Here is a 17,897-nt window from a genome sequence, read left to right on the forward strand (position 1 = left end):
GCCCGGGACCGTTGCGGTCCCGGGCGCCGTCGTGTGCCGTGCGGTGGATCAGGTGCCGGGCTTGCGTCCGTAGACGAAGACGTCGTCGCCGGTGGACAGGAGCTTCCAGTACGCCTTGGCGTCGGCGGTGCGCATGTTGACGCAGCCGTGCGAGCCCGGGGCGGACCAGACGCTGCCGCTGATCGCGTGGAACGCCTCGCCGCCGTCGAAGAACTGCGAGTACGGCATCGCGACGTGGTACAGCGACGACACGTGGTTCTTGTGCTTCCAGAAGATCCGGTGCAGACCGGTGCGGGTCTCGTTGCCGTTGCGGCCGGTGCGGACGGGCACCGGGCGCTTGACGAGGTGCCGGCCGTCCTGGATCCAGCTGATCTGCCGGGTCAGGTCCACGCAGGCGATGCGGCCCCGGTTGGTGGGGCAGCGGCCGGCGCGGTTGGGGTTGTCGCGGGCGTCCCGCTGCGGCTTGACGACCTTCATCATCTTCCACGTCACCGGGCCCGCGTAGCCGTACTGCGGGTGGATGGCGTGGCTGACCTGGAAGGCGCGGATCGCCCGGCAGTCGCCCTGGGACTGCTTGCCGTCGGCCTTGCGGCCCAGGAACTTCTCGGCCTGCTTCTGGTACGGCCCCCGGGCGCCGCCGCACCAGGAGCCGGACGCGGCCTGGGCGGGCGCGGCCCCGAGACCGGCCAGCAGGGGGGCGAGCACGGTGCCCGCCATCATGTACGCGACGGTCCGGCCGCGACGGTTCATTCCGAATCTCGCCATATGTCCGATCCCCACCTCAACGTGCCTCCGCTGTCGCCCCTTTGGGCGCTGTGTGCGGCCGCGGGGCGGACACCGCCGCCCCCTCCTCCGCCTTCGCTCAGATTAGATGCTCGACCGGAACACGGCGGAGGAACGGGCGACTTGTCGGCCATGCCGGGGGTAGGACCGGAAAATGACCTCTCCGCGTGAGGCACCGGTCGTGGCGGCGGCAGCGGTGGCGCGCCAACTGCTGCCCCGGGCACGGATGGTGGCCGTCGGCGGCAGTGTGCTGACCGTCCACCGCACCCCGCTGTCCGACCTCGACATGGTGGCGGTGCTCCCGCGGGTGACGGCGCCGCAGCACCGCACCCTGCGGTGGGAGGGCTGGCCGGTCGAGCTGCTCGTCCACGACGAGGGGACGCTCGCCGCCCACTGCGCGGACGGCTTCCGCCGCCGCTGGCCGGGCATCCCCCGGCTGTTGGCCCAGGGCGTGCTCCTCGTGGACGAGGACGGGCTCGGCGCCCGGCTCCAGGCCGAGATGCGGCGGCGGCTGGCGGACGGCCCGGCCCCGGCGACCACCGCCGAGACCGATGCGCTCCGCCACGAACTCACCGACCTCCTCGACGATCTGGCGGGCACCGACGACGCGGGCGAGGCCGCCTTCGTCGCCGCCCGGGTCCTGACGAAGACGGCCCAGCTGGCGCTGCTGGCCGCCCGGCACTGGCAGGGCAACGGCAAATGGCTGCTGCGCGAACTGCGCACCGCACGGCCGGAGCTGGCCGCCGGCCTGACCGCCGCCGCGGGCGATCCGGCCTCGCTCGCGGCGGTCGCCCATACGGCACTGCGCGAGGTCGGCGGGCCGCTGCGGGAGTACCGGGTCGCCCAGCCCCGGCGGCCCTGAGGGCGGCCGCCTACTCGCTCTTCCCGGCGACGGACGTCGTGACGAGATTCTTCGGCTCCCCCGGGAAGGGCCGCTCGCCGGTCAGATAGGGCATCCGGTCCGTGCGGCCCTGGAGGTACCGCTCGAAGAAGGCGATCACCCGGTCGCCGGCGATCCGCCGCTGCCGCTCCTCCGTCAGCCGTGCGTCCTCCCGCTGCGGGGTGTCGCGGTCGAGGTACTGGGTGCGGCAGGTACCGGGCCGCTTGCCGGGCTCGGCGTCGTCGCGCGCCGCCACCTGGCCGCTGGAGGGCGACCACTGGCGGTTGTAGAAGTCGTGGTTGCCGCCGGTCAGCGTGTACTTGACCAGCGGCACCTTGGTCGCGGCGCGGTTCTGCTCGAAGAAGTCGCCGGTGTTGACGGCGTCGCAGGTGCCCCACATGACGGCGAACGGCGTGCGGGTCACCGGCTCGCCGTCCCAGGTGGTGGTGGGGGCGAGGGCGAAGGCGGCCTTGATGCCGATCCCGGCGGGCAGCTCGGCGCGGTGCGCGTCGGCGATCTCCTGCATCACCCCTCCCCCTCCCATGGAGTGCCCGAGGAGCCCAACCCGTCCCAGGTCGAGCCGGTCGCGGAAGTCGGCCCGTACGGGGGAGCCGTCGCGCGCGTCGGTGAGCGCCTTGCGCAGCGGACCGCCGCCCGAGGCGGACAGCTGCTGCCAGAGGCGCAGATGGCGTTCGATGAGGGCGGCCCGCGCCCGGTAGACGGTGTCGGCCTGGCCGCCGTCGGTCGCGTTGATGCCGTTGGCGCCGACGGAAACGACCACGAAGCCGCGGGCGGCCAGCTTGCGGCCGAGGTAGTCGTAGCCCGTGCTGCTGGGGATCGGCGCGGTGCCCGGGGCGCAGGGCCAGGCCCAGAGCGCCGCGGCGGCCTTCGTCATGACGGCTTCCTGCCGGGCGGCCTCGGCCTTGTCGCCCCGCTCCAGGGCCCGGTCGCGGGCCCGCTCCGCGGCGGTGTGGCGGGCCTGCGCCCCGGCGTCGGCGCAGGTCTCCCAGTGGCCGTGCTGCATCAGGACCACCGGATGCCGGCCGGTGCCGAGCCGCGCCGGGTAGTACACGGTGCCGGCGAGTTCGCCGCGCCCCTGGTAGCCGAGGGCGGCCGGAGGGGTGAACGCCTGGTCACCGAGGTTGTAGCGGGCCTCGCGCACGGTGCTCGCGGCGGGTGCGACGGACAGTGCGGGACTGGCGTGCACCGGCACGGCGACGGCGGCGGTGCCCAGGGCGCAGCCCAGCGCCGCCAGGAGGAGTCCGCGACGGACGGTGGTTCTCTTCATGGGTCCTGTTTCCTTGTGCTCTACGGGGGTGGCCGGGGCCGGGAAGGGGCGGCGCCCGACGGGGCCGGGCGCCGCCTCCGGGCGGACCGGTCAGCTCAGCTGCTCGGCCTTGTCGTGGAGCGGCTTCGTCAGCGCGGTGGTGAACTGCGGCCCGACCAGGTGCCGTACACATCCGGCCCCGGCCGACTCCTCGCACGCCTTCCCGGCGGCGTCCAGGAAGGCGGACTGGGTGTTCACCCCGACGACCTCGCCCCGCCCGGTGGCGGCGGAGAAGCCGCCCAGCCGGGGACCGCCGCTCGCGCCGCCGCCCATCACGCACGCCGCGCCCCAGATCCCGGCGGGCTCGGTGTGGTCCGGGGTGCCCGGGTCCTCGCGGGGTGCGCCCTGGCAGTAGGCCAGTTCCCGGCCGGTGTACTCGGGCAGCCCCTCGCGGGCGGGGTCGGAGGCGGCCCGGGGGTAGCCGAACTGGACGGCCGTGCGGTCACCGGGCGCGTCGTAGGAGAGGCCCTGGGGGGTGCCGGTGGCCTGCTGGAGGGTCTGGCCGCGTTCGTTGCGGCCGACGACGGCGAAGCCCTGGTCATGGGCGTCGAACCGGGCGTGGATCTGATCGTTCTCCAGCCAGACGGAGTTGACCACCGACCAGCGGACGACGAACGTCCCCAGGGGCGCCTTGCCGTCGCGGTACCCGGGGACGTACAGGACGTGGGTCTGCCACTGGTTGTGCTCACCGGCGAGGTCGGTGCCGTTGAGGCAGTGGCCCGCGGTCACGACGGTGCTGCCGTTCGCGCTCTCGACCGCCGTCGCGGTGCAACTGGCGTCCTCCCCGTGGTCGGTGAAGAAGAGCCGCCCCACGGTGGTGTCGACGGCACCGCCCCCGCCCCACGGCGCACCGTCCTTCCCGGCACGCGGCGGAACGTCCTTGACCTGCGTGTTCAGTGCGGCGATGCGCGCGGGCGTCCAGTACGCGCGCACCTTCTTCTCGTCCTGCGCGGTGGCCGCCGCCGCGTGGGTCAGCACCTTGCCCTCGGCCGGGGCACCGTCCGGCGCCGGGGCGGCCACCACCCCCGGCGCGAACGCCGCGGTGAGCGCGCAGGCGACGGCCGATGTCACCGCCGCCCGGCGCATCGCGGCCCGACGCCGCGGCGCGGGCGCGCGTTCGGGGGCGCGCGCCGCGTGGGGTGCGCCGGTACGGGCGTGGGTGTCGCGCATGGGTCCTTCTTCCGTGAGGGGGTGTCGCTGCGTACGGAGCGGTGCGGCGCAGCGCGGCGTGGCGTGTACGGGGCGGGCGCGCGCCGCGGGAGGCGTCGGAGGGGGAGGTGCTGCCTCGTCAGGCGGCAGAGCCGGGCCGGGACGCCTCGCCACCGGAGGCCGGGTACGGGGCCGGGACGCCGGCGTCGTGGTGCGACGGGTGGCTCCGCTCGGCGGGGACGGGCTGTGCGGCCCGGTGCGCGGGGTGGCTCCGCTCCGCCGGGACGGGGCGCGCGACGGAACCGCGGGCCGGTGCGGGGCGCGTGTCTTCGCCCTGCTCCGCCGGAACGGGCCGTGCGGCCCGGTGCGCGGGGCGGCCCTCGGTGGCCGGAACCGGCCGGGCCACCTCGGCGTCGCGGGCGGGGGCCGGGCCGGCCTGCGCCGGGACGGCGGCCGGGGCGGGAGCGGGACGCGACGCCTGGGCGCCGTCGGCGGCGTGGGCGGTCACCACCGCGCCACCGCCCAGGACTGCGCTGAGGACGGACGCGCCGAGCAGGACACGCAGCCGCCGGGGAGGGCGCGCGGACGTCGGGGCAAGGCGTGCGGACATGTGAACCTTCGCTCTCTCACGGTGAACGGAGGGCCGGCGTCCGCGCCCAACTCCCGTGCGGACACCGGGCTCCGGAATGGAGCCTCCATAGCGTGAGACGTGCGGCGGGCACCCCGGTTGCCGCACGTTTCCCGAAGATCCACATGCCAGGGAGTGATGTGGGTCACTGGCGAGTTGAGGGTGCGCCGGGGCCGATCACGCCCGGGATCACGTACCACAGACCGATTCCGACCCCACGCGAACTCCCCGCAAAACAAAGGTAATTGACGAGTTGGCGGACCCTCAGCTACCGGCCCCGCGGCGACCCCAGCAGGTGATCAGGGGCGCCGGGGTGACCGCGATGTCCTCCTCGGCCAGCCACGCCAGATGCGCGTCGATCTCCGTGTCGGTCGCCGCTCCGGAACCGGTCAGCTCCCCGCGCAGTTGCCGGACCGTCGCCGCCTCCAGCTCCCGGCAGGCGGGCGAGGTGACCGGGAAGTACCCCTCGGCCTGCACGTCCTCCAGCCCCGCGCCGCGCAGCAGGCTCGGCAGCGAGCGACCGAAGGACAGATCGGCGCCCCGCTGGGCGAGCAGAGCGCGGAAGCCGCGGCGGATGCGCTCGGCCCGCTCCCCCTCCGGCCCCTCCTCGGCCGGGCAGGCGAGAGGCTGGAGCGCCGGATCCGCGTCCTCCACGACCAGCCAGCCGCCGGGCCGCAGCGCTGCGGCGAGCCGTTCGAGGACCGCCGCCCGGTCGGGCAGATGCACCAGCAGGAGCCGGGCGTGGACGAGGTCGAGGCCGGTGGCGGGCGGCGCGTCCCGGGTCACGTCGTGCCGCAGCACCTCGGTCGTGGCGGTGTCCGGGCCGGGCAGCCACGAGGTGTCGAGGTCCGTCGCCCACACGCGGCCGGTCGGCCCGACGCGCGCGGCGAGACCGGCGGGCACCGAGGCGCCGCCCGCACCGACCTCCCAGCAGCGCCACCCCGCACCGAGCCCCAGCCGGTCGAGGTGGGTGAACGTCCACGGGTCGAAAAGCTCCGCGAACGCGTCGAAGCGGCGGCCCGCCTCACGCCGGCGGTTGTCGAGCAGATATCCGTCCTCAGATCCCATATCGCCATCCTCGCACCGGCCCCGGGACACCCCGCCCCGGGCGGATGGCAGGGAGACCCGCCGCACACCCGAGAGACGAGCCGATCCCCCTTGCCCTCCGTCCCCTGGCGCGGAGGGAGTTCCCGGCCACGGACCTCATCGCGATCCCTCTCGAAGCTCTGCCGCGTGGGTGCCGGGCGGTACGGAATCCCGCGCGCCCCGGGCGGCTTCCGTCTCCGGTACGGGCCCGGGGGTCGCCGATCGCATCCGGGACGCGATGCACAGCGTGAGGGCGGCGACCGCGCCCATGGCCAGGAAGACGTCGGAGTACGCGGCGCCGCGGTGGCCGGAGAAGAGCGGGTTGAGCGCCGCCGCGCCGCTCTGCCGGCGCGCGGCGGCCAGCACACCGAACACGGCAGGGCCGACGCCGGCGCCGAGGAACTGCGCACCCTGGAGGATGCCGAGGCCGACGCCCGTCCGCTCGGCGGGCAGCTGAGCTGCGACGGTGCCGACGACGGTGGTGATCACGAGGATGAAGCCGAGGCCGATCGCGAGGATCCCGGCCCCGGCGGGGAGCGCCGAGGAGCCGCCGGTGACGGCCGACAGGGCCAGCGCGGCCAGTCCCATCAGGGCGATCCCGGCGAGCACCAGGCGGCGGGCGCCGACGCGGTCGGTCAGGCGGCCGATCAGCGGGGACACGAGGGCGACGGCGACCCCGGCCGGAATCATGACGAAGGCGCCCTCGCCCGGGGTGAGTCCGTTGACCTCGACGAGGACCAGCGGGACGAAGACCAGACCGCCCAGGTTGACGGTCATGGCGAGGAGGACGACGAGGAGACCGGTGCGGTAGGTGCGGTCGCGGAACAGGGCGGGCGGGACGAAGGGCTGCTCGACGCGGCCGGTTCGCCACCCGAAGCACACCAGCGCGACGCCCCCGGCGAGGAGCGCGCCCCAGGCCATGGGCGCGCCGAACCCGGCGACCTGTGCCCGGGTCATGCCGAACAGGGCCAGCCCGGTGCCGGTGCCGAGGAGGAGACCGCCGGGCAGATCGAGGCGGCCCTCGCCCGCGGGCCGCTCGTCGGGGAGGACGCGCCAGGCCGCGGGGAGCAGCAGCAGCGCGGCCCCGCACAGGAGCCAGAACAGCGAGGGCCAGCCGAGCCACTGGCCGAGCCCGCCGCCGAGGGCCGGTCCGACGGCGGCGCCGATGCCCGCACCCGCGGAGGCGACGCCGATGCCGGTGCCGCGCCGCTCCGGGGGAAGGAGCCTGGTGACGGCGATGACCGAGAGCACCGGGATACCGGCCCCGCCGATCCCCGTCACGATCCGCCCGGCCACCAGTACGAGCAGGCTCGGCGCGAGCGCGCAGATCAGGTTCCCGGCGGCGTAGGCCAGCAGCGCGAAGGCGAAGAGGCGTCGCAGGCCCACCCGGTCCGAGAGGCGGCCGTAGAGGGGGATGCCGACCGAGAACATCAGCAGGAATCCGGTGACGACCCAGGCCAGTTCGGCCTCGGAGGCGCCGAACTCTTCCCCGATCCTCGGCAGCATCAGATTGACCATGTCGCTGGCGGTGACCGTGACGAGCACCGCCGGCATCACCACCGCCAGCAGGGCCGTTCCCGGACCGGTTCGCCCGTCCGTCGTCGACGTGGAACTCATGCAGCGCCTCCTTGAGCAGCTAACTGACACCATCACGGTTACATTTTGGGGAAAGAAAAGGCGGAGGGTTCACCTCCGCCGCACCTCGGCTCAACTACGGTGCACGCCGGTCGCGTTCGCGCTCACAGGCCAGCACCTGCCCGACCAGAAAGGCGATCGTCGTCCGGCCGAGCCGCTCCTCCATGGCCCGCTCCGCCTCCCGGAACTCCACCTCCAGCAGACGCTGCATATGGCGCCCCACCTCGCACCCGTTGCTCGGTGGATGCGGATACCGGGAGAGGACGGGGCCCGCCTCGACGGCCGCGTACGCGTCGTACAGCGTGATCTCGCGGGCGGGACGGGCGAGCGTCCAACCGCCGTTGCGCCCCTCGCTGGACGCGACGAGGCCGGCGTCCCGCAGGCTGCCGAGGATCCGCCGCACCAGCACCGGATTGCTCGCCAGGCTCTCCGCCATCTCCGCGGAGGTCAGCGAACGGTCCCAGCGCCCCAGCATGGTGAGCGCATGGATCGCCACCGCGCTCCTGCTGCTGACACTCACGAGAACCCACCCCCGCCGACGCCGTATCACGCCGCATCACGCCGCATCACGCCGAGCCGATCGAACTGCAACGACGCTAGTGGCAGTTCGATGAGCATGTCAACGAGTGGCCGTACGGGGGGGGCCGCCCGCTCCGCGCTCTCCCGCGACCGGCCTCAGAGGTACAACGCCTCGTTGACCGGGATGCCCTGCTCCTGACAGCCGCGTTCGTAGTGGTCGATGAGCCAGAAGACGTCCATCACCTCGGCCACCCTGTCGTGCTCGTCCAGGAACTCCACCGGGCCGTTCAGCCAGAAGACGGTCTTCATGCCGTCGTCGGAGAAGAGGGTGTGGGTACGGCCCGGGCTCTCCCGGATGAAGTCACCGGGCCGGCCGACCCAGTCGTACTCCAGGTAGCGCCAACTGCCTTCGAGCACATAGCCGGAGACGGGACCGCGGTGGCGGTGACGGCCCAAGGAGGCGCCGGCCTGCACCCACAGCACGTTCGCGGCGGAGTTGCTGCGGATGTCGAACGTCAGATGCTTGATCATCACCTGCGGCACGAAGGGGAGCCACGGCGAGGCCGCCTCCGGAATGTGCCCTTCAGGCAGCGCGTACCGGTCCCGGCGCCGGTCGATCCTCGCCTCGATCGCGGCCAGGCTCTCCGGACCCGGAGGCGGGCTGGTCGTCATGACGGAAGTCCCTCCTGCTGACGCCGGTACGATCCGCACCCCTACCCGCATCCGGGGCTCCTTACGGGGCACCCGTGAACCCCCAGCTCAGCGCGCCCTCCCCCGCGGCTTCAGCGGCGTCCCGGGCAACTCGGGCGCAGGCAGTGGCGCACCGTCGTAGCCGTGGACGGTGCCGAAGCGGTCGCCCATCACCCAGTCGGCGCGGGCCTGTGCGATGTCCTCCTGGGTGCGGCCGATGAAGTTCCACCACATGATCAAGTTCTCTTCGAAGGGTTCGCCGCCGAGGAGGAGCAGGGCGCAGTCGGTGGGGGCGCGGAGCGGGAGTTCGGTGCGGCCGGAGCCGAGGTAGAGGAGGGAGCCGGGGGTGAGGCGGACGCCGTCGATCTCGCTCTCGCCGGAGATGGTCAGGGCGGCGTACTCGAAGTCCGGGTCGATCGGCAGCCGGGTGTCGGTCCCGGCGGTGAGGGCCAGGTCGGCGCCGACGAGCGGGGAGTACGTGGTGCCGGGTGAGGTGGCTCCGGCCAGTTCGCCGAGGATGACGGTGGCGGTCAGGCCGCCGGCGCCGGTGACGACGGGCAGGTCGTCGTGGTGCTCGAACGACGGCTCGGTGTGGCGGTGCTCGCCGGGCAGGGCGACCCACAGCTGCGCGCCGTGCAGCAGCCGGGCGTGGTCGCGCGGCGATTCCTCGGAGTGCGCGATGGCCCGGCCCGAGGTCATCAGGCCCAGTTCACGCGGGCGGATGGTCTGCAGGCTGCCCAGGCTGTCGCGGTGCAGCACCTCACCGTCGTGCAGCCAGCTGACGGTCTGCAGACCCATGTGCGGATGTGGCGGCACCTGCATACCGGGCTCGTCGGCGATGTCGTCGGGGCCGTAGTGGTCGACGAAGCACCAGGCGCCGACCATCCGGCGGCCGAGGTTGGGCAGCAGGCGGCGGACGAGCGTGCTCTCGCCGAGCGGCACCTGTTTGCCGGGCTGGACGTCGCGGACCGGTCCGGTGCGGCCGTTGCCCCCGCAGGGTTTGGCGAGCGGGCGGATGTCGAGGTTGCTCATGACGTCACGATAGGCCGGGCGCGGCGCGCGATTCGGGCAACCGTGCGGGTGGGCATGTCCTGCCGGTACGCGTCCGGCGCCCGGTCAGCCGGTGCCGTACGTGGCGCGGAGCGCGTCGCGGACGGCGGCGAGGGCGGCGTCGTGGTCCAGGCCGAGGCGGTGGGCGCGGCGGGCGTAGTCGGCGGCGGCGGTGGCGGCCTCCTTGTCGGCGGCCTCGCCCGCCGCGGCGACGAAGCTGCCGTTGCGGCCGCGGGTCTCGATCACCCCGTCGGCCTCCAGGGCGCGGTACGCCTTGGCGACGGTGTTGGCGGCGATGCCCAGTTCGTCGGCGAGGCCGCGGACGGTGGGCAGCCGGAATCCCACCGGCAGCGCCCCGGACCGGGCCTGGTCGGCGATCCGGGCGCGGACCTGCTCGAACGGGGCGTCGGCGGACCGGGGGTCGAGGGTGATCCGGAGGTGCTGCGGCGAGGACACGGCGGGCGCTCCTGGGGTGCGGGCGGGTGCCGGCCCGCGGGCGGGCCGGGAGCGGGTGGTCGCGCCCATTGTGCGTCAGGTGGGTGCGCGGCTCGCCCCGGGGAGCGGCGGGCGGCTCCCCGGGGCGGTCCGGTTCACAGCTCCAGGCTGGTGCCCGTGGTGCGGAGCCAGGCGTTCAGGCCGAGCATCAGCTCGGCGCCGGGGCGGATGTCGCCGGTGGCACCGTCGGCGGTGACCTCCTTGGCGACCTCGGAGTCCAGCAGCGGCTGGACGGGGGCGTTCCGGTCGGCGGCGACCCCGCGCAGTTCGCTGCGGAGCGCCTCGTTGTACCCCGGGTCCTGGGTGCTGGGGTACGGGCTCTTGACCCGGTCGGCGACGGAGGCGGGCAGCACGTCGCGGGTGGCGGCGCGCAGCAGCGACTTCTCGCGGCCGTCGAACGTCTTCATCGACCAGGGGGTGTTGAAGACGTACTCGACGAGGCGGTGGTCGCAGAACGGGACGCGGACCTCCAGGCCGACGGCCATCGAGGCGCGGTCCTTGCGGTCGAGGAGGATCTGCACGAAGCGGGTCAGGTGCAGATAGCTGACCTCGCGCATCCGGCGCTGGAGCCCGGTGTCGCTGTCGAGGTAGGGGACCTCGGCCAGCGCCTCGCGGTAGCGGCGGTCCTCGTAGCCCTTGAGGTCGAGGCGCTTGAGGAGACCGCGGTCGAGGAGCGCCTCACGGACGGCGTTGCCGCCGGAGAAGCGGCCCGAGACACCGGCGGCTATCCAGGGGAAGGTGTCGGCGTGCACGGCCTCGGGGTCGTGGAACCAGCGGTAGCCGCCGAAGATCTCGTCGGCCGATTCGCCGGACAGGGCGACGGTCGACTGTTCGCGTACCGCCTTGAAGAGGAGGTAGAGGGAGGTGTCGCCGTCGCCGAAGCCGTTGGGCAGGTCGCGGGCGGCGAGGACGGCGGCGCGGTGCGCCGGGTCCATCAGGGCGGCGGTGTCCAGCACGATGTCGTGGTGGTCGGAGGCGACGTGCTCGGCGAGGGCGTGGGCGTACGGGCCGTCGGGGGTGCCGCGCAGGTCGTCGGGGGTGAAGTTCTCGGTGTACCCGGTGAAGTCGACGGCGAACGAGCGGACCGGGCCGTTGCCCTGGGCGGCCAGCGCACCGGCGGCGAGCGCGGTGATCGCGGACGAGTCGAGGCCGCCGGAGAGCAGGGTGCACAGCGGGACGTCGGCGATGAGCTGGCGGGCGACGATGTCGTCGAGCAGACCGCGGATGTGGCCGACGGTGGTGTCGAGGTCGTCGGTGTGCTCACGCGCCTGGAGCGCCCAGTAGCAGCGGGTGGTCAGCCCGTCGCGGGTGACGCGGACGGTGTGGCCGGGGCGGACCTCGCGCATGCCCTTGAAGACGCCGTGGCCGGGGGTCTTGGTGAAAGTGATCAGCTCGGCCAGGCCCTCGGTGTCGATGGCGGGCCGTACCTCGGGGTGGGCGTTGATCGCCTTGGGCTCGGAGCCGAAGAGCACGCCGTTCGGGGTGGGCTGGTAGTAGAGGGGCTTGATGCCCATCCGGTCGCGGACCAGGAGCAGCTCCTCGGTCCGCGGGTCCCAGAGCGCGAAGGCGTACATCCCGTTGAGACGCTCGGTGAACGCCTCGCCCCACTCCAGGTAGGCGTGGAGCACGACCTCGGTGTCGCTCTGCGTACGGAAGGTGTGCCCCAGGCCCTCCAGCTCGGCCTTCAGCTCGCGGTAGTTGTAGACCTCACCGCTGTAGGTGGTGACGAGCAGGGTGCGGCCGTCGCGTTCGACGGCCATGGGCTGCTTGCCGCCGTCGAGGTCGATGACGGCGAGGCGGCGGTGGCCGAACGCGGCGTGGGTGTCGAGCCAGATCCCGGCGGCGTCCGGACCACGGCAGGCCATGGTCTCGGTCATCGCCTCAAGGGTGGGACGCTCGGTGGTGAGGTCACGGTCGTAGGAGATCCATCCGGTGATTCCACACATCTCGGCTCCTTCGTCGGCAGCGGGCCGCCGCATCCCGGCAGCGGCCCCCGTTGATCACGGTACGCCGGGATAGCTGTAGCTACCACCTATGCAGGTTCCGGACTGTCCGGAACGAGCCAGGGCGGCTCCGGTGGGCGGTGCGCGCCGGGTGCATGCCGGGTGCGCACCGGGCGGGAAGAGGCCGTGCGGACGCGGCCACCGGAAGCCCCGGCCCGGGACCGGCCCCTCTCCCGACGGTCACCCGATCGGCCCCGCACCGCACCTCGACGGCGGTCAGGCGGCCCCGGACACCTCGGCGATCAGGGCGTACCGCTCGTCGGACACCTCCTTCCCCCACAGCAGTGGATCACCGGAAAGATCCTCCACGCGGACCCGGAGCCCGCAACCCACCTCCCGTATGTACGACCGGAGTTCGGCGGCGGCGATGCCCGTCGGGTCGGACTCGCCCCAGCGGCCCTCGACGAGGACCAGCCGCCCGCCGGGGGCCAACAGCTCCGTCCAGCGCCGCAGTGCGGCCCGCGGGTCGGGCAGCGCCCACAGGACATGGCGCACCAGGACGGTGGCGAACCGCTCCTCCCCCACCGGCGGGAGCGCGGCGTCACCGGGCAGGAAACGGGCGTCGTACCCGGCGAGCTTGGCGCGGGCGCGCTCGATCATGGCGGGCGCGTGGTCGATCCCCAGGACGCGGTGCCCCGCCTCGGCCGCGAGGAGGGACAGACTGCCCGTGCCGCAGCCGAGATCGAGGAGGGCGGCGGGCGGCGTGGGCAGCCAGCCGTGCAGCCGGGCGGCCCAGGCGGCGCGGACCGCCGGGTCCCGCAGGCCGTGGTCGGGGGCGTCGTCGAAGGTGACCGCGGCGGCCTCCCAGTACGCGGCGGAGCCGGGGCGGGCGTCGGCGGGCGGGCCGGGTGGTGTCGCTGCGTGAGTGGTCATGCCCCCATGGTGACGGCGACCACTGACAACGGTCCCGTCGGCGGCTGCCGGGGCCCGGCGCGGCACGGTCCGGTCGGCCGCCGGTCCGCGCTCCGGCGAGCGCAGCCCGGCCCGGCCGCCCTCCCTGTGGCAGCGTCACCGGCCCGGGCGACCGGGCCCCGGAACGGCCGCCCCGGGCGCGCCCGTTCAGGAACGGGCCGGGCGGTTCCGGACCGGTCGCCGGGGCGCGAAAACCGGAGGCGACCGGCGCCGCCCGTGGCGTACCGTCCGCGGCCATGAGTCCTACCGTGCGCGACTTCCGCCCCTCGGACGCCCAGGCCGTCGCCGACCTGCGGCGGGCCGCCCTCCCCGCCGTCCTCGCCACGCCTCGGGGCCTCGTCCGGCAGCTCACCACCGCCGCCCCGGAGCAGCGGCTGCGGTGCCTGGTCGCGGAGCGCGAGGGCCGGGTGATCGGCGCCGTCACCGCCCATCTGGTGCACGACAGCAGCGTCCCGGGCACGGGCTCCGCGACGCCCCATGTCCACCCCGACCACCGGTGGTACGGGGCGGGCGGGGCGCTGCTGACCGCCGCCGAGGAACACCTCGCGGCGGCCGGCGCGGAGCGGATCTTCGCCTGGGTGGACGACGCGCCGGGCCCGCTCGCCTTCGCGGAGCGGCGCGGCTACCGCCGCACCCGCCCGGCCCACTTCCTCCGGCTCGATCTGGCGGGCGCGGCGCTGCCGCCGCCCGGTCGGCTGCCGCCGGGCGTGGCGCTGCACACCGGCGCCGATTTCGCCGCGGACCCGGCGCCGGTGTTCGCCGCGGACGCCGAGACGGCGGGGGACGAGCCGGGCGATGTGCCGTGCGACGCGATGACGTATCCGCACTGGCTGCGGCAGATCTGGGAGCACCCGGACCACGATCCGCGGCTGTCGACGGTGGTGACCGTCGGCGGTGAGGTCGCGGCCTTCACCCTGGCGGCCACCGACGGCCTGGGCCGCTACTCCTCCTCCATGACCGGAACGCGGCGCGCCCACCGCGGCCGGGGCCTGGCCCGCCTCGCCAAGACCGCTTCCCTGCACCGGGCCCGGGAGGCGGGCTGCACCGAGGCGTTCACCGGCAACGACGCCTCCAACGCCCCGATGCTCGCGGTCAACCACGCCCTGGGATACCGCCCGTACGGCTCCGAATGGCGCTGCGTACGGGAGCTGGACGGAAGGTGAGCGCGCCCCCGACGCAGCCGCCCCGCCCGGCGGGTGCCGGGCGGGGCGGAGGGTGCGGCGTCGGGCACGCCCCGGGCCGTGGATCAGCCGAGGTGGGCCAGCGCCTGGTTGAGCGTGGCCGACGGGCGCATCACGGCGGCGGCCTTCTCGACGGACGGCTGGTAGTAGCCACCGAGGTCGACCGGGGAGCCCTGGACCGCGACCAGCTCGTCGACGATCTTCTGCTCCTGCTCGGTCAGCGTCTTGGCGAGCGCCGCGAACGCCTCGGCGAGCTGGGCGTCGTCGGTCTGCTTGGCCAGCTCCTGGGCCCAGTAGAGGGCGAGGTAGAAGTGGCTGCCGCGGTTGTCGATGCCGCCGAGCTTGCGGCTCGGGGACTTGTCCTCGTTGAGGAAGGTGCCGGTCGCACGGTCGAGGGTGTCGGCCAGGACCTGGGCGCGGGCATTGCCGGTGGTCTGCGCGAGGTGCTCGAAGCTGACGGCCAGCGCGAGGAACTCGCCCAGGCTGTCCCAGCGCAGGTAGTTCTCCTTGACCAGCTGCTGGACGTGCTTGGGGGCGGAGCCGCCGGCGCCGGTCTCGAAGAGGCCACCGCCGCTCATCAGCGGGACGACGGAGAGCATCTTGGCGCTGGTGCCCAGCTCCAGGATGGGGAAGAGGTCCGTCAGGTAGTCACGCAGGACGTTGCCGGTGACGGAGATGGTGTTCTCACCGCGGCGGATGCGCTCCAGCGAGAACGCGGTCGCCGCCTCCGGGGACATGATCTCGATCTGCAGACCGTCGGTGTCGTGCTCGGCGAGGTACGTCTTGACCTTGGCGATCAGCTGCGCGTCGTGGGCGCGGCCCTCGTCGAGCCAGAAGACGGCCGGGTCGCCGGTGGCGCGGGCGCGGGTGACGGCGAGCTTGACCCAGTCCTGGATCGGCAGGTCCTTGGTCTGGCACATGCGGAAGATGTCGCCGGCGCCGACGGCCTGCTCCAGGACGGCGTCGCCGTTGCCGTCGAGGACGCGCACCGTGCCGGTGGCGGGGATCTCGAAGGTCTTGTCGTGGCTGCCGTACTCCTCGGCCTTCTGCGCCATCAGACCGACGTTGGGCACCGAGCCCATGGTGGCCGGGTCGAAGGCGCCGTTGGCGCGGCAGTCGTCGATGACGACCTGGTAGACACCGGCGTAGCTGCTGTCGGGGAGGACGGCGAGGGTGTCGTGCTCCTGGCCGTCGGGGCCCCACATGTGGCCGGAGGTGCGGATCATGGCCGGCATGGACGCGTCGACGATGACGTCGGACGGCACGTGCAGGTTGGTGATGCCGCGGTCGGAGTCGACCATCGCCATCTCGGGGCCCTCGGCCAGCTCCGCCTCGAAGGACGCCTTGATGGCCGCGCCCTCGGGCAGCGCCTCGACGCCCTTGAGGATGCCGCCGAGACCGTCGTTCGGGGTCAGGCCCGCGGCGGCCAGCACGTCGCCGTACTCGGCGAAGGTCTTGGGGAAGAAGGCGCGCACCGCGTGACCGAAGATGATCGGGTCGGAGACCTTCATCATCGTGGCCTTGAGGTGCAGCGAGAAGAGGACGCCCTCGGCCTTGGCGCGGGCGACCTGCGCGGTGAAGAACTCGCGCAGCGCCGCGACGCGCATCACGGAGGCGTCGACGACCTCGCCCTTGAGCACCGGCACCGACTCACGCAGCACGGTGGTGGAGCCGTCGTCACCGGTCAGCTCGATGCGCAGGGCACCGTCCGCGCCGATGACCGCGGACTTCTCGGTGGAACGGAAGTCGTCCACGCCCATGGTGGCGACGTTGGTCTTCGAGTCGGCGGTCCAGGCGCCCATGCGGTGCGGGTGGGCCTTGGCGTAGTTCTTGACCGACGCGGGGGCGCGGCGGTCGGAGTTGCCCTCACGCAGGACCGGGTTGACGGCGCTGCCCTTGACCTTGTCGTAGCGGGCGCGGACGTCCTTGTCCTCGTCGGTCTTCGGGTCGTCCGGGTAGTCCGGCAGCGCGTAGCCCTGCTCCTGCAGCTCGGCGATGGCGGCCTTGAGCTGCGGGATGGACGCCGAGATGTTCGGCAGCTTGATGATGTTGGCGCCCGGCGTCTTCGCCAGCTCGCCCAGCTCGGCGAGGGCGTCGTCGATGCGCTGGTCCTCCCGCAGGCGCTCGGGGAAGCTCGCGATGATCCGGCCCGCGAGGGAGATGTCACGGGTCTCCACGGCGACGCCCGCGGTCGAGGCGTACGCCTCCACGACCGGCAGGAACGAGTAGGTCGCCAGTGCCGGCGCCTCGTCGGTGTGGGTGTAGATGATGGTCGAGTCAGTCACCGGGTGCTCCGCTCCACGTCTGCAACATTGCTCGACATCAAGATATCTCGTGGCGGGCCCCTTCTCGACAGCGCCCTGGAAGCGGGTTTCCCCGGAGCCGTCCGCCGGCCCGTCCGGCGCGGCCCGCGGAACCTGAGCCCGCGCTTAGCCCGACCTTAAGGGAGCCTTATGGATCACTCCGGAGGCCGCTTCGGCGCCTGATCGGCGGCGCGGGTTGGTTAGCGTTCCGGTGACGAGGCGGGTGCGCGGGTCGGCGGCCGGCATGCCGGGGAGGGTATTGCCGTTCACCACCCGATCCCCCACCGCACCCGCCTCGCCACCGGCGCGACAAGGAGATCCCATGCCCGTACTCCGCACGGCCTCCCGCACGCCGGTGACCTCCGTCCGGCCGGTCCCGCTCGCGCTCGCCGCACTGGCCGCGCTCGCCGGGACCCTCGCCTGCACCACGCCCGCCGTCGCCCACGCCCCGCAGCCGCGCCCCGCAGCCGCACGGGACGCCTCGGGGCCGCGCCCCGCCGTACGGGATGCCGCTCTCCCGCACGGCGCGGCGCGCGAGGCGGCGCACGGGCGGGGCGCCGGGCACGGGACGGACGGCAAGGGGGAGGCGGGGCCGCCGGCCCTCGGCGGTATGGCGCTGCTGGCCACCGGCGCCGCCTTCCTCTTCGCCCGCCAGCACCACAGGGCGGTACGCGGCCAGGTCTGAGCACCGGCGCGTCCCGGGGAGCCACACAGGGAGCCACCCGGGGAGCCGATGGGCGGCCCCGGTGGCTCACTCGCCCGCCGCCAGCCGCTCCGCGAGCCGGTCGAGGAAGGCGCGCTGGGCCGTCACCAGGCGGGTGCGGGCCTCGTCGGGGGTGCACCAGGCGACGCGGTCGATCTCCGGGAAGGTGCGGACGGTGCCGGAGCGGGGCGGCCAGATCATCGTGAAGGTTCCCGGCGTGATCGCGTCGGGGTCGAGGTCGCCCTCGACCGCCCAGACGGTCACGGTCTTGCCGCCGGCCTGCCGGACCTCGCCCAGCGGGACGTAGGCCCCGCGCGGCGGCGGCAGCCCCAGCTCCTCGGTGAACTCCCGCGCGGCCGCCTCCCGGGGCTCCTCCGGCGGGACGTACTCGCCCTTCGGCACCGTCCAGGCGCCCGCCTCGCGCCGGGCCCACAGCGGTCCGCCCATGTGCGCCAGCAGGACTTCGAGGCCGCGGCCGCCGGTGGAGCCGCGGCGGAAGAGCAGCAGTCCGGCGCTGCGTTTCGCGGCCACGAGGTCAGTGTGCGGGTCCGCC

17 protein-coding genes are annotated in these 17,897 nt (G+C 74.1%); 3 read left to right on the forward strand and 14 right to left on the reverse strand.

All coding sequences use genetic code 11. The annotated features are described in order from the left end of the window. Window positions 1-48: 48 nt before the first annotated feature. On the reverse strand, window positions 49-765 hold the full coding sequence (locus ACZ4U4_RS16905) for a L,D-transpeptidase (RefSeq protein ID WP_467874414.1): 717 nt from the start codon (window positions 763-765) through the stop codon (window positions 49-51). Between the two features lie 172 nt (window positions 766-937). Between ACZ4U4_RS16905 and ACZ4U4_RS16910 the strand changes: the two genes are divergently transcribed. After that, a complete protein-coding gene (locus tag ACZ4U4_RS16910) occupies window positions 938-1,645 on the forward strand; it encodes a nucleotidyltransferase domain-containing protein (protein ID WP_467874417.1) in 708 nt (235 codons plus the stop codon). A gap of 10 nt (window positions 1,646-1,655) precedes the next feature. Here ACZ4U4_RS16910 and ACZ4U4_RS16915 read toward each other — a convergent pair whose 3' ends face one another. From ACZ4U4_RS16915 to ACZ4U4_RS16965, 11 genes are all read right to left on the reverse strand, one after another. Next, complete coding sequence (locus tag ACZ4U4_RS16915) at window positions 1,656-2,951, reverse strand: alpha/beta hydrolase (protein ID WP_467874420.1); 1,296 nt, start codon at window positions 2,949-2,951, stop codon at window positions 1,656-1,658. Window positions 2,952-3,041: 90 nt separating this feature from the next. Next, the gene (locus ACZ4U4_RS16920; RefSeq protein WP_467874422.1) at window positions 3,042-4,160 is read right to left on the reverse strand and encodes a trypsin-like serine peptidase; all 1,119 of its coding nucleotides are present in this window, start codon (window positions 4,158-4,160) and stop codon (window positions 3,042-3,044) included. Between the two features lie 118 nt (window positions 4,161-4,278). Next, entirely contained in the window at window positions 4,279-4,749 is a 471-nt protein-coding gene (locus tag ACZ4U4_RS16925; RefSeq protein WP_467874425.1) for a hypothetical protein, read from the reverse strand. A gap of 282 nt (window positions 4,750-5,031) precedes the next feature. After that, window positions 5,032-5,835 (reverse strand): class I SAM-dependent methyltransferase, encoded by an 804-nt coding sequence (locus tag ACZ4U4_RS16930; protein ID WP_467874427.1) that lies wholly within the window; start codon window positions 5,833-5,835, stop codon window positions 5,032-5,034. Between the two features lie 135 nt (window positions 5,836-5,970). After that, complete coding sequence (locus tag ACZ4U4_RS16935) at window positions 5,971-7,470, reverse strand: MFS transporter (RefSeq protein ID WP_467874429.1); 1,500 nt, start codon at window positions 7,468-7,470, stop codon at window positions 5,971-5,973. A gap of 94 nt (window positions 7,471-7,564) precedes the next feature. Continuing rightward, on the reverse strand, window positions 7,565-8,008 hold the full coding sequence (locus ACZ4U4_RS16940; RefSeq protein WP_467874432.1) for an Rrf2 family transcriptional regulator: 444 nt from the start codon (window positions 8,006-8,008) through the stop codon (window positions 7,565-7,567). Between the two features lie 155 nt (window positions 8,009-8,163). Then, window positions 8,164-8,679, reverse strand: coding sequence for a 2,4'-dihydroxyacetophenone dioxygenase family protein (locus ACZ4U4_RS16945; RefSeq protein ID WP_467874435.1), 516 nt, complete (start codon window positions 8,677-8,679; stop codon window positions 8,164-8,166). A gap of 87 nt (window positions 8,680-8,766) precedes the next feature. After that, window positions 8,767-9,729 carry a pirin family protein gene (locus ACZ4U4_RS16950; RefSeq protein WP_467874437.1) on the reverse strand — a complete coding sequence of 321 codons (963 nt, stop codon included), beginning with the start codon at window positions 9,727-9,729 and terminating at the stop codon, window positions 8,767-8,769. A gap of 84 nt (window positions 9,730-9,813) precedes the next feature. Then, window positions 9,814-10,203 (reverse strand): GntR family transcriptional regulator, encoded by a 390-nt coding sequence (locus ACZ4U4_RS16955; protein ID WP_467874439.1) that lies wholly within the window; start codon window positions 10,201-10,203, stop codon window positions 9,814-9,816. A 134-nt stretch (window positions 10,204-10,337) separates the two neighbouring features. Continuing rightward, on the reverse strand, window positions 10,338-12,188 hold the full coding sequence (gene asnB, locus ACZ4U4_RS16960) for an asparagine synthase (glutamine-hydrolyzing) (RefSeq protein ID WP_467874441.1): 1,851 nt from the start codon (window positions 12,186-12,188) through the stop codon (window positions 10,338-10,340). Between the two features lie 273 nt (window positions 12,189-12,461). Next, complete coding sequence (locus tag ACZ4U4_RS16965; protein WP_467874443.1) at window positions 12,462-13,118, reverse strand: class I SAM-dependent methyltransferase; 657 nt, start codon at window positions 13,116-13,118, stop codon at window positions 12,462-12,464. 275 nt (window positions 13,119-13,393) lie between these two features. Between ACZ4U4_RS16965 and ACZ4U4_RS16970 the strand changes: the two genes are divergently transcribed. Then, the gene (locus ACZ4U4_RS16970; protein ID WP_467874445.1) at window positions 13,394-14,320 is read left to right on the forward strand and encodes a GNAT family N-acetyltransferase; all 927 of its coding nucleotides are present in this window, start codon (window positions 13,394-13,396) and stop codon (window positions 14,318-14,320) included. Between the two features lie 83 nt (window positions 14,321-14,403). Here ACZ4U4_RS16970 and ACZ4U4_RS16975 read toward each other — a convergent pair whose 3' ends face one another. Next, entirely contained in the window at window positions 14,404-16,623 is a 2,220-nt protein-coding gene (locus ACZ4U4_RS16975; protein ID WP_467874447.1) for an NADP-dependent isocitrate dehydrogenase, read from the reverse strand. A gap of 340 nt (window positions 16,624-16,963) precedes the next feature. Here ACZ4U4_RS16975 and ACZ4U4_RS16980 point away from each other — a divergent pair, with 340 nt between their 5' ends. Then, window positions 16,964-17,326, forward strand: a complete 363-nt coding sequence (locus ACZ4U4_RS16980) for a hypothetical protein (protein WP_467874448.1) — start codon at window positions 16,964-16,966, stop codon at window positions 17,324-17,326. Between the two features lie 66 nt (window positions 17,327-17,392). On the opposite strand, the gene ACZ4U4_RS16985 is transcribed toward ACZ4U4_RS16980, so the two are convergent. Then, entirely contained in the window at window positions 17,393-17,875 is a 483-nt protein-coding gene (locus ACZ4U4_RS16985) for an NUDIX hydrolase (protein WP_467874451.1), read from the reverse strand. Window positions 17,876-17,897 lie beyond the last annotated feature (22 nt).

The organism is Streptomyces sp. NPDC029159 (genome assembly GCF_055564055.1).

Coding starts and splice junctions, on each gene's coding strand:
- ACZ4U4_RS16905 (WP_467874414.1), bottom strand. CDS start 765: ATGGCGAGATTCGGAATGAACCGTCGCGGCCGGACCGTCGCGTACATG.
- ACZ4U4_RS16910 (WP_467874417.1), top strand. CDS start 938: ATGACCTCTCCGCGTGAGGCACCGGTCGTGGCGGCGGCAGCGGTGGCG.
- ACZ4U4_RS16915 (WP_467874420.1), bottom strand. CDS start 2,951: ATGAAGAGAACCACCGTCCGTCGCGGACTCCTCCTGGCGGCGCTGGGC.
- ACZ4U4_RS16920 (WP_467874422.1), bottom strand. CDS start 4,160: ATGCGCGACACCCACGCCCGTACCGGCGCACCCCACGCGGCGCGCGCC.
- ACZ4U4_RS16925 (WP_467874425.1), bottom strand. CDS start 4,749: ATGTCCGCACGCCTTGCCCCGACGTCCGCGCGCCCTCCCCGGCGGCTG.
- ACZ4U4_RS16930 (WP_467874427.1), bottom strand. CDS start 5,835: ATGGGATCTGAGGACGGATATCTGCTCGACAACCGCCGGCGTGAGGCG.
- ACZ4U4_RS16935 (WP_467874429.1), bottom strand. CDS start 7,470: ATGAGTTCCACGTCGACGACGGACGGGCGAACCGGTCCGGGAACGGCC.
- ACZ4U4_RS16945 (WP_467874435.1), bottom strand. CDS start 8,679: ATGACGACCAGCCCGCCTCCGGGTCCGGAGAGCCTGGCCGCGATCGAG.
- ACZ4U4_RS16950 (WP_467874437.1), bottom strand. CDS start 9,729: ATGAGCAACCTCGACATCCGCCCGCTCGCCAAACCCTGCGGGGGCAAC.
- asnB (WP_467874441.1), bottom strand. CDS start 12,188: ATGTGTGGAATCACCGGATGGATCTCCTACGACCGTGACCTCACCACC.
- ACZ4U4_RS16965 (WP_467874443.1), bottom strand. CDS start 13,118: ATGACCACTCACGCAGCGACACCACCCGGCCCGCCCGCCGACGCCCGC.
- ACZ4U4_RS16970 (WP_467874445.1), top strand. CDS start 13,394: ATGAGTCCTACCGTGCGCGACTTCCGCCCCTCGGACGCCCAGGCCGTC.
- ACZ4U4_RS16980 (WP_467874448.1), top strand. CDS start 16,964: ATGCCCGTACTCCGCACGGCCTCCCGCACGCCGGTGACCTCCGTCCGG.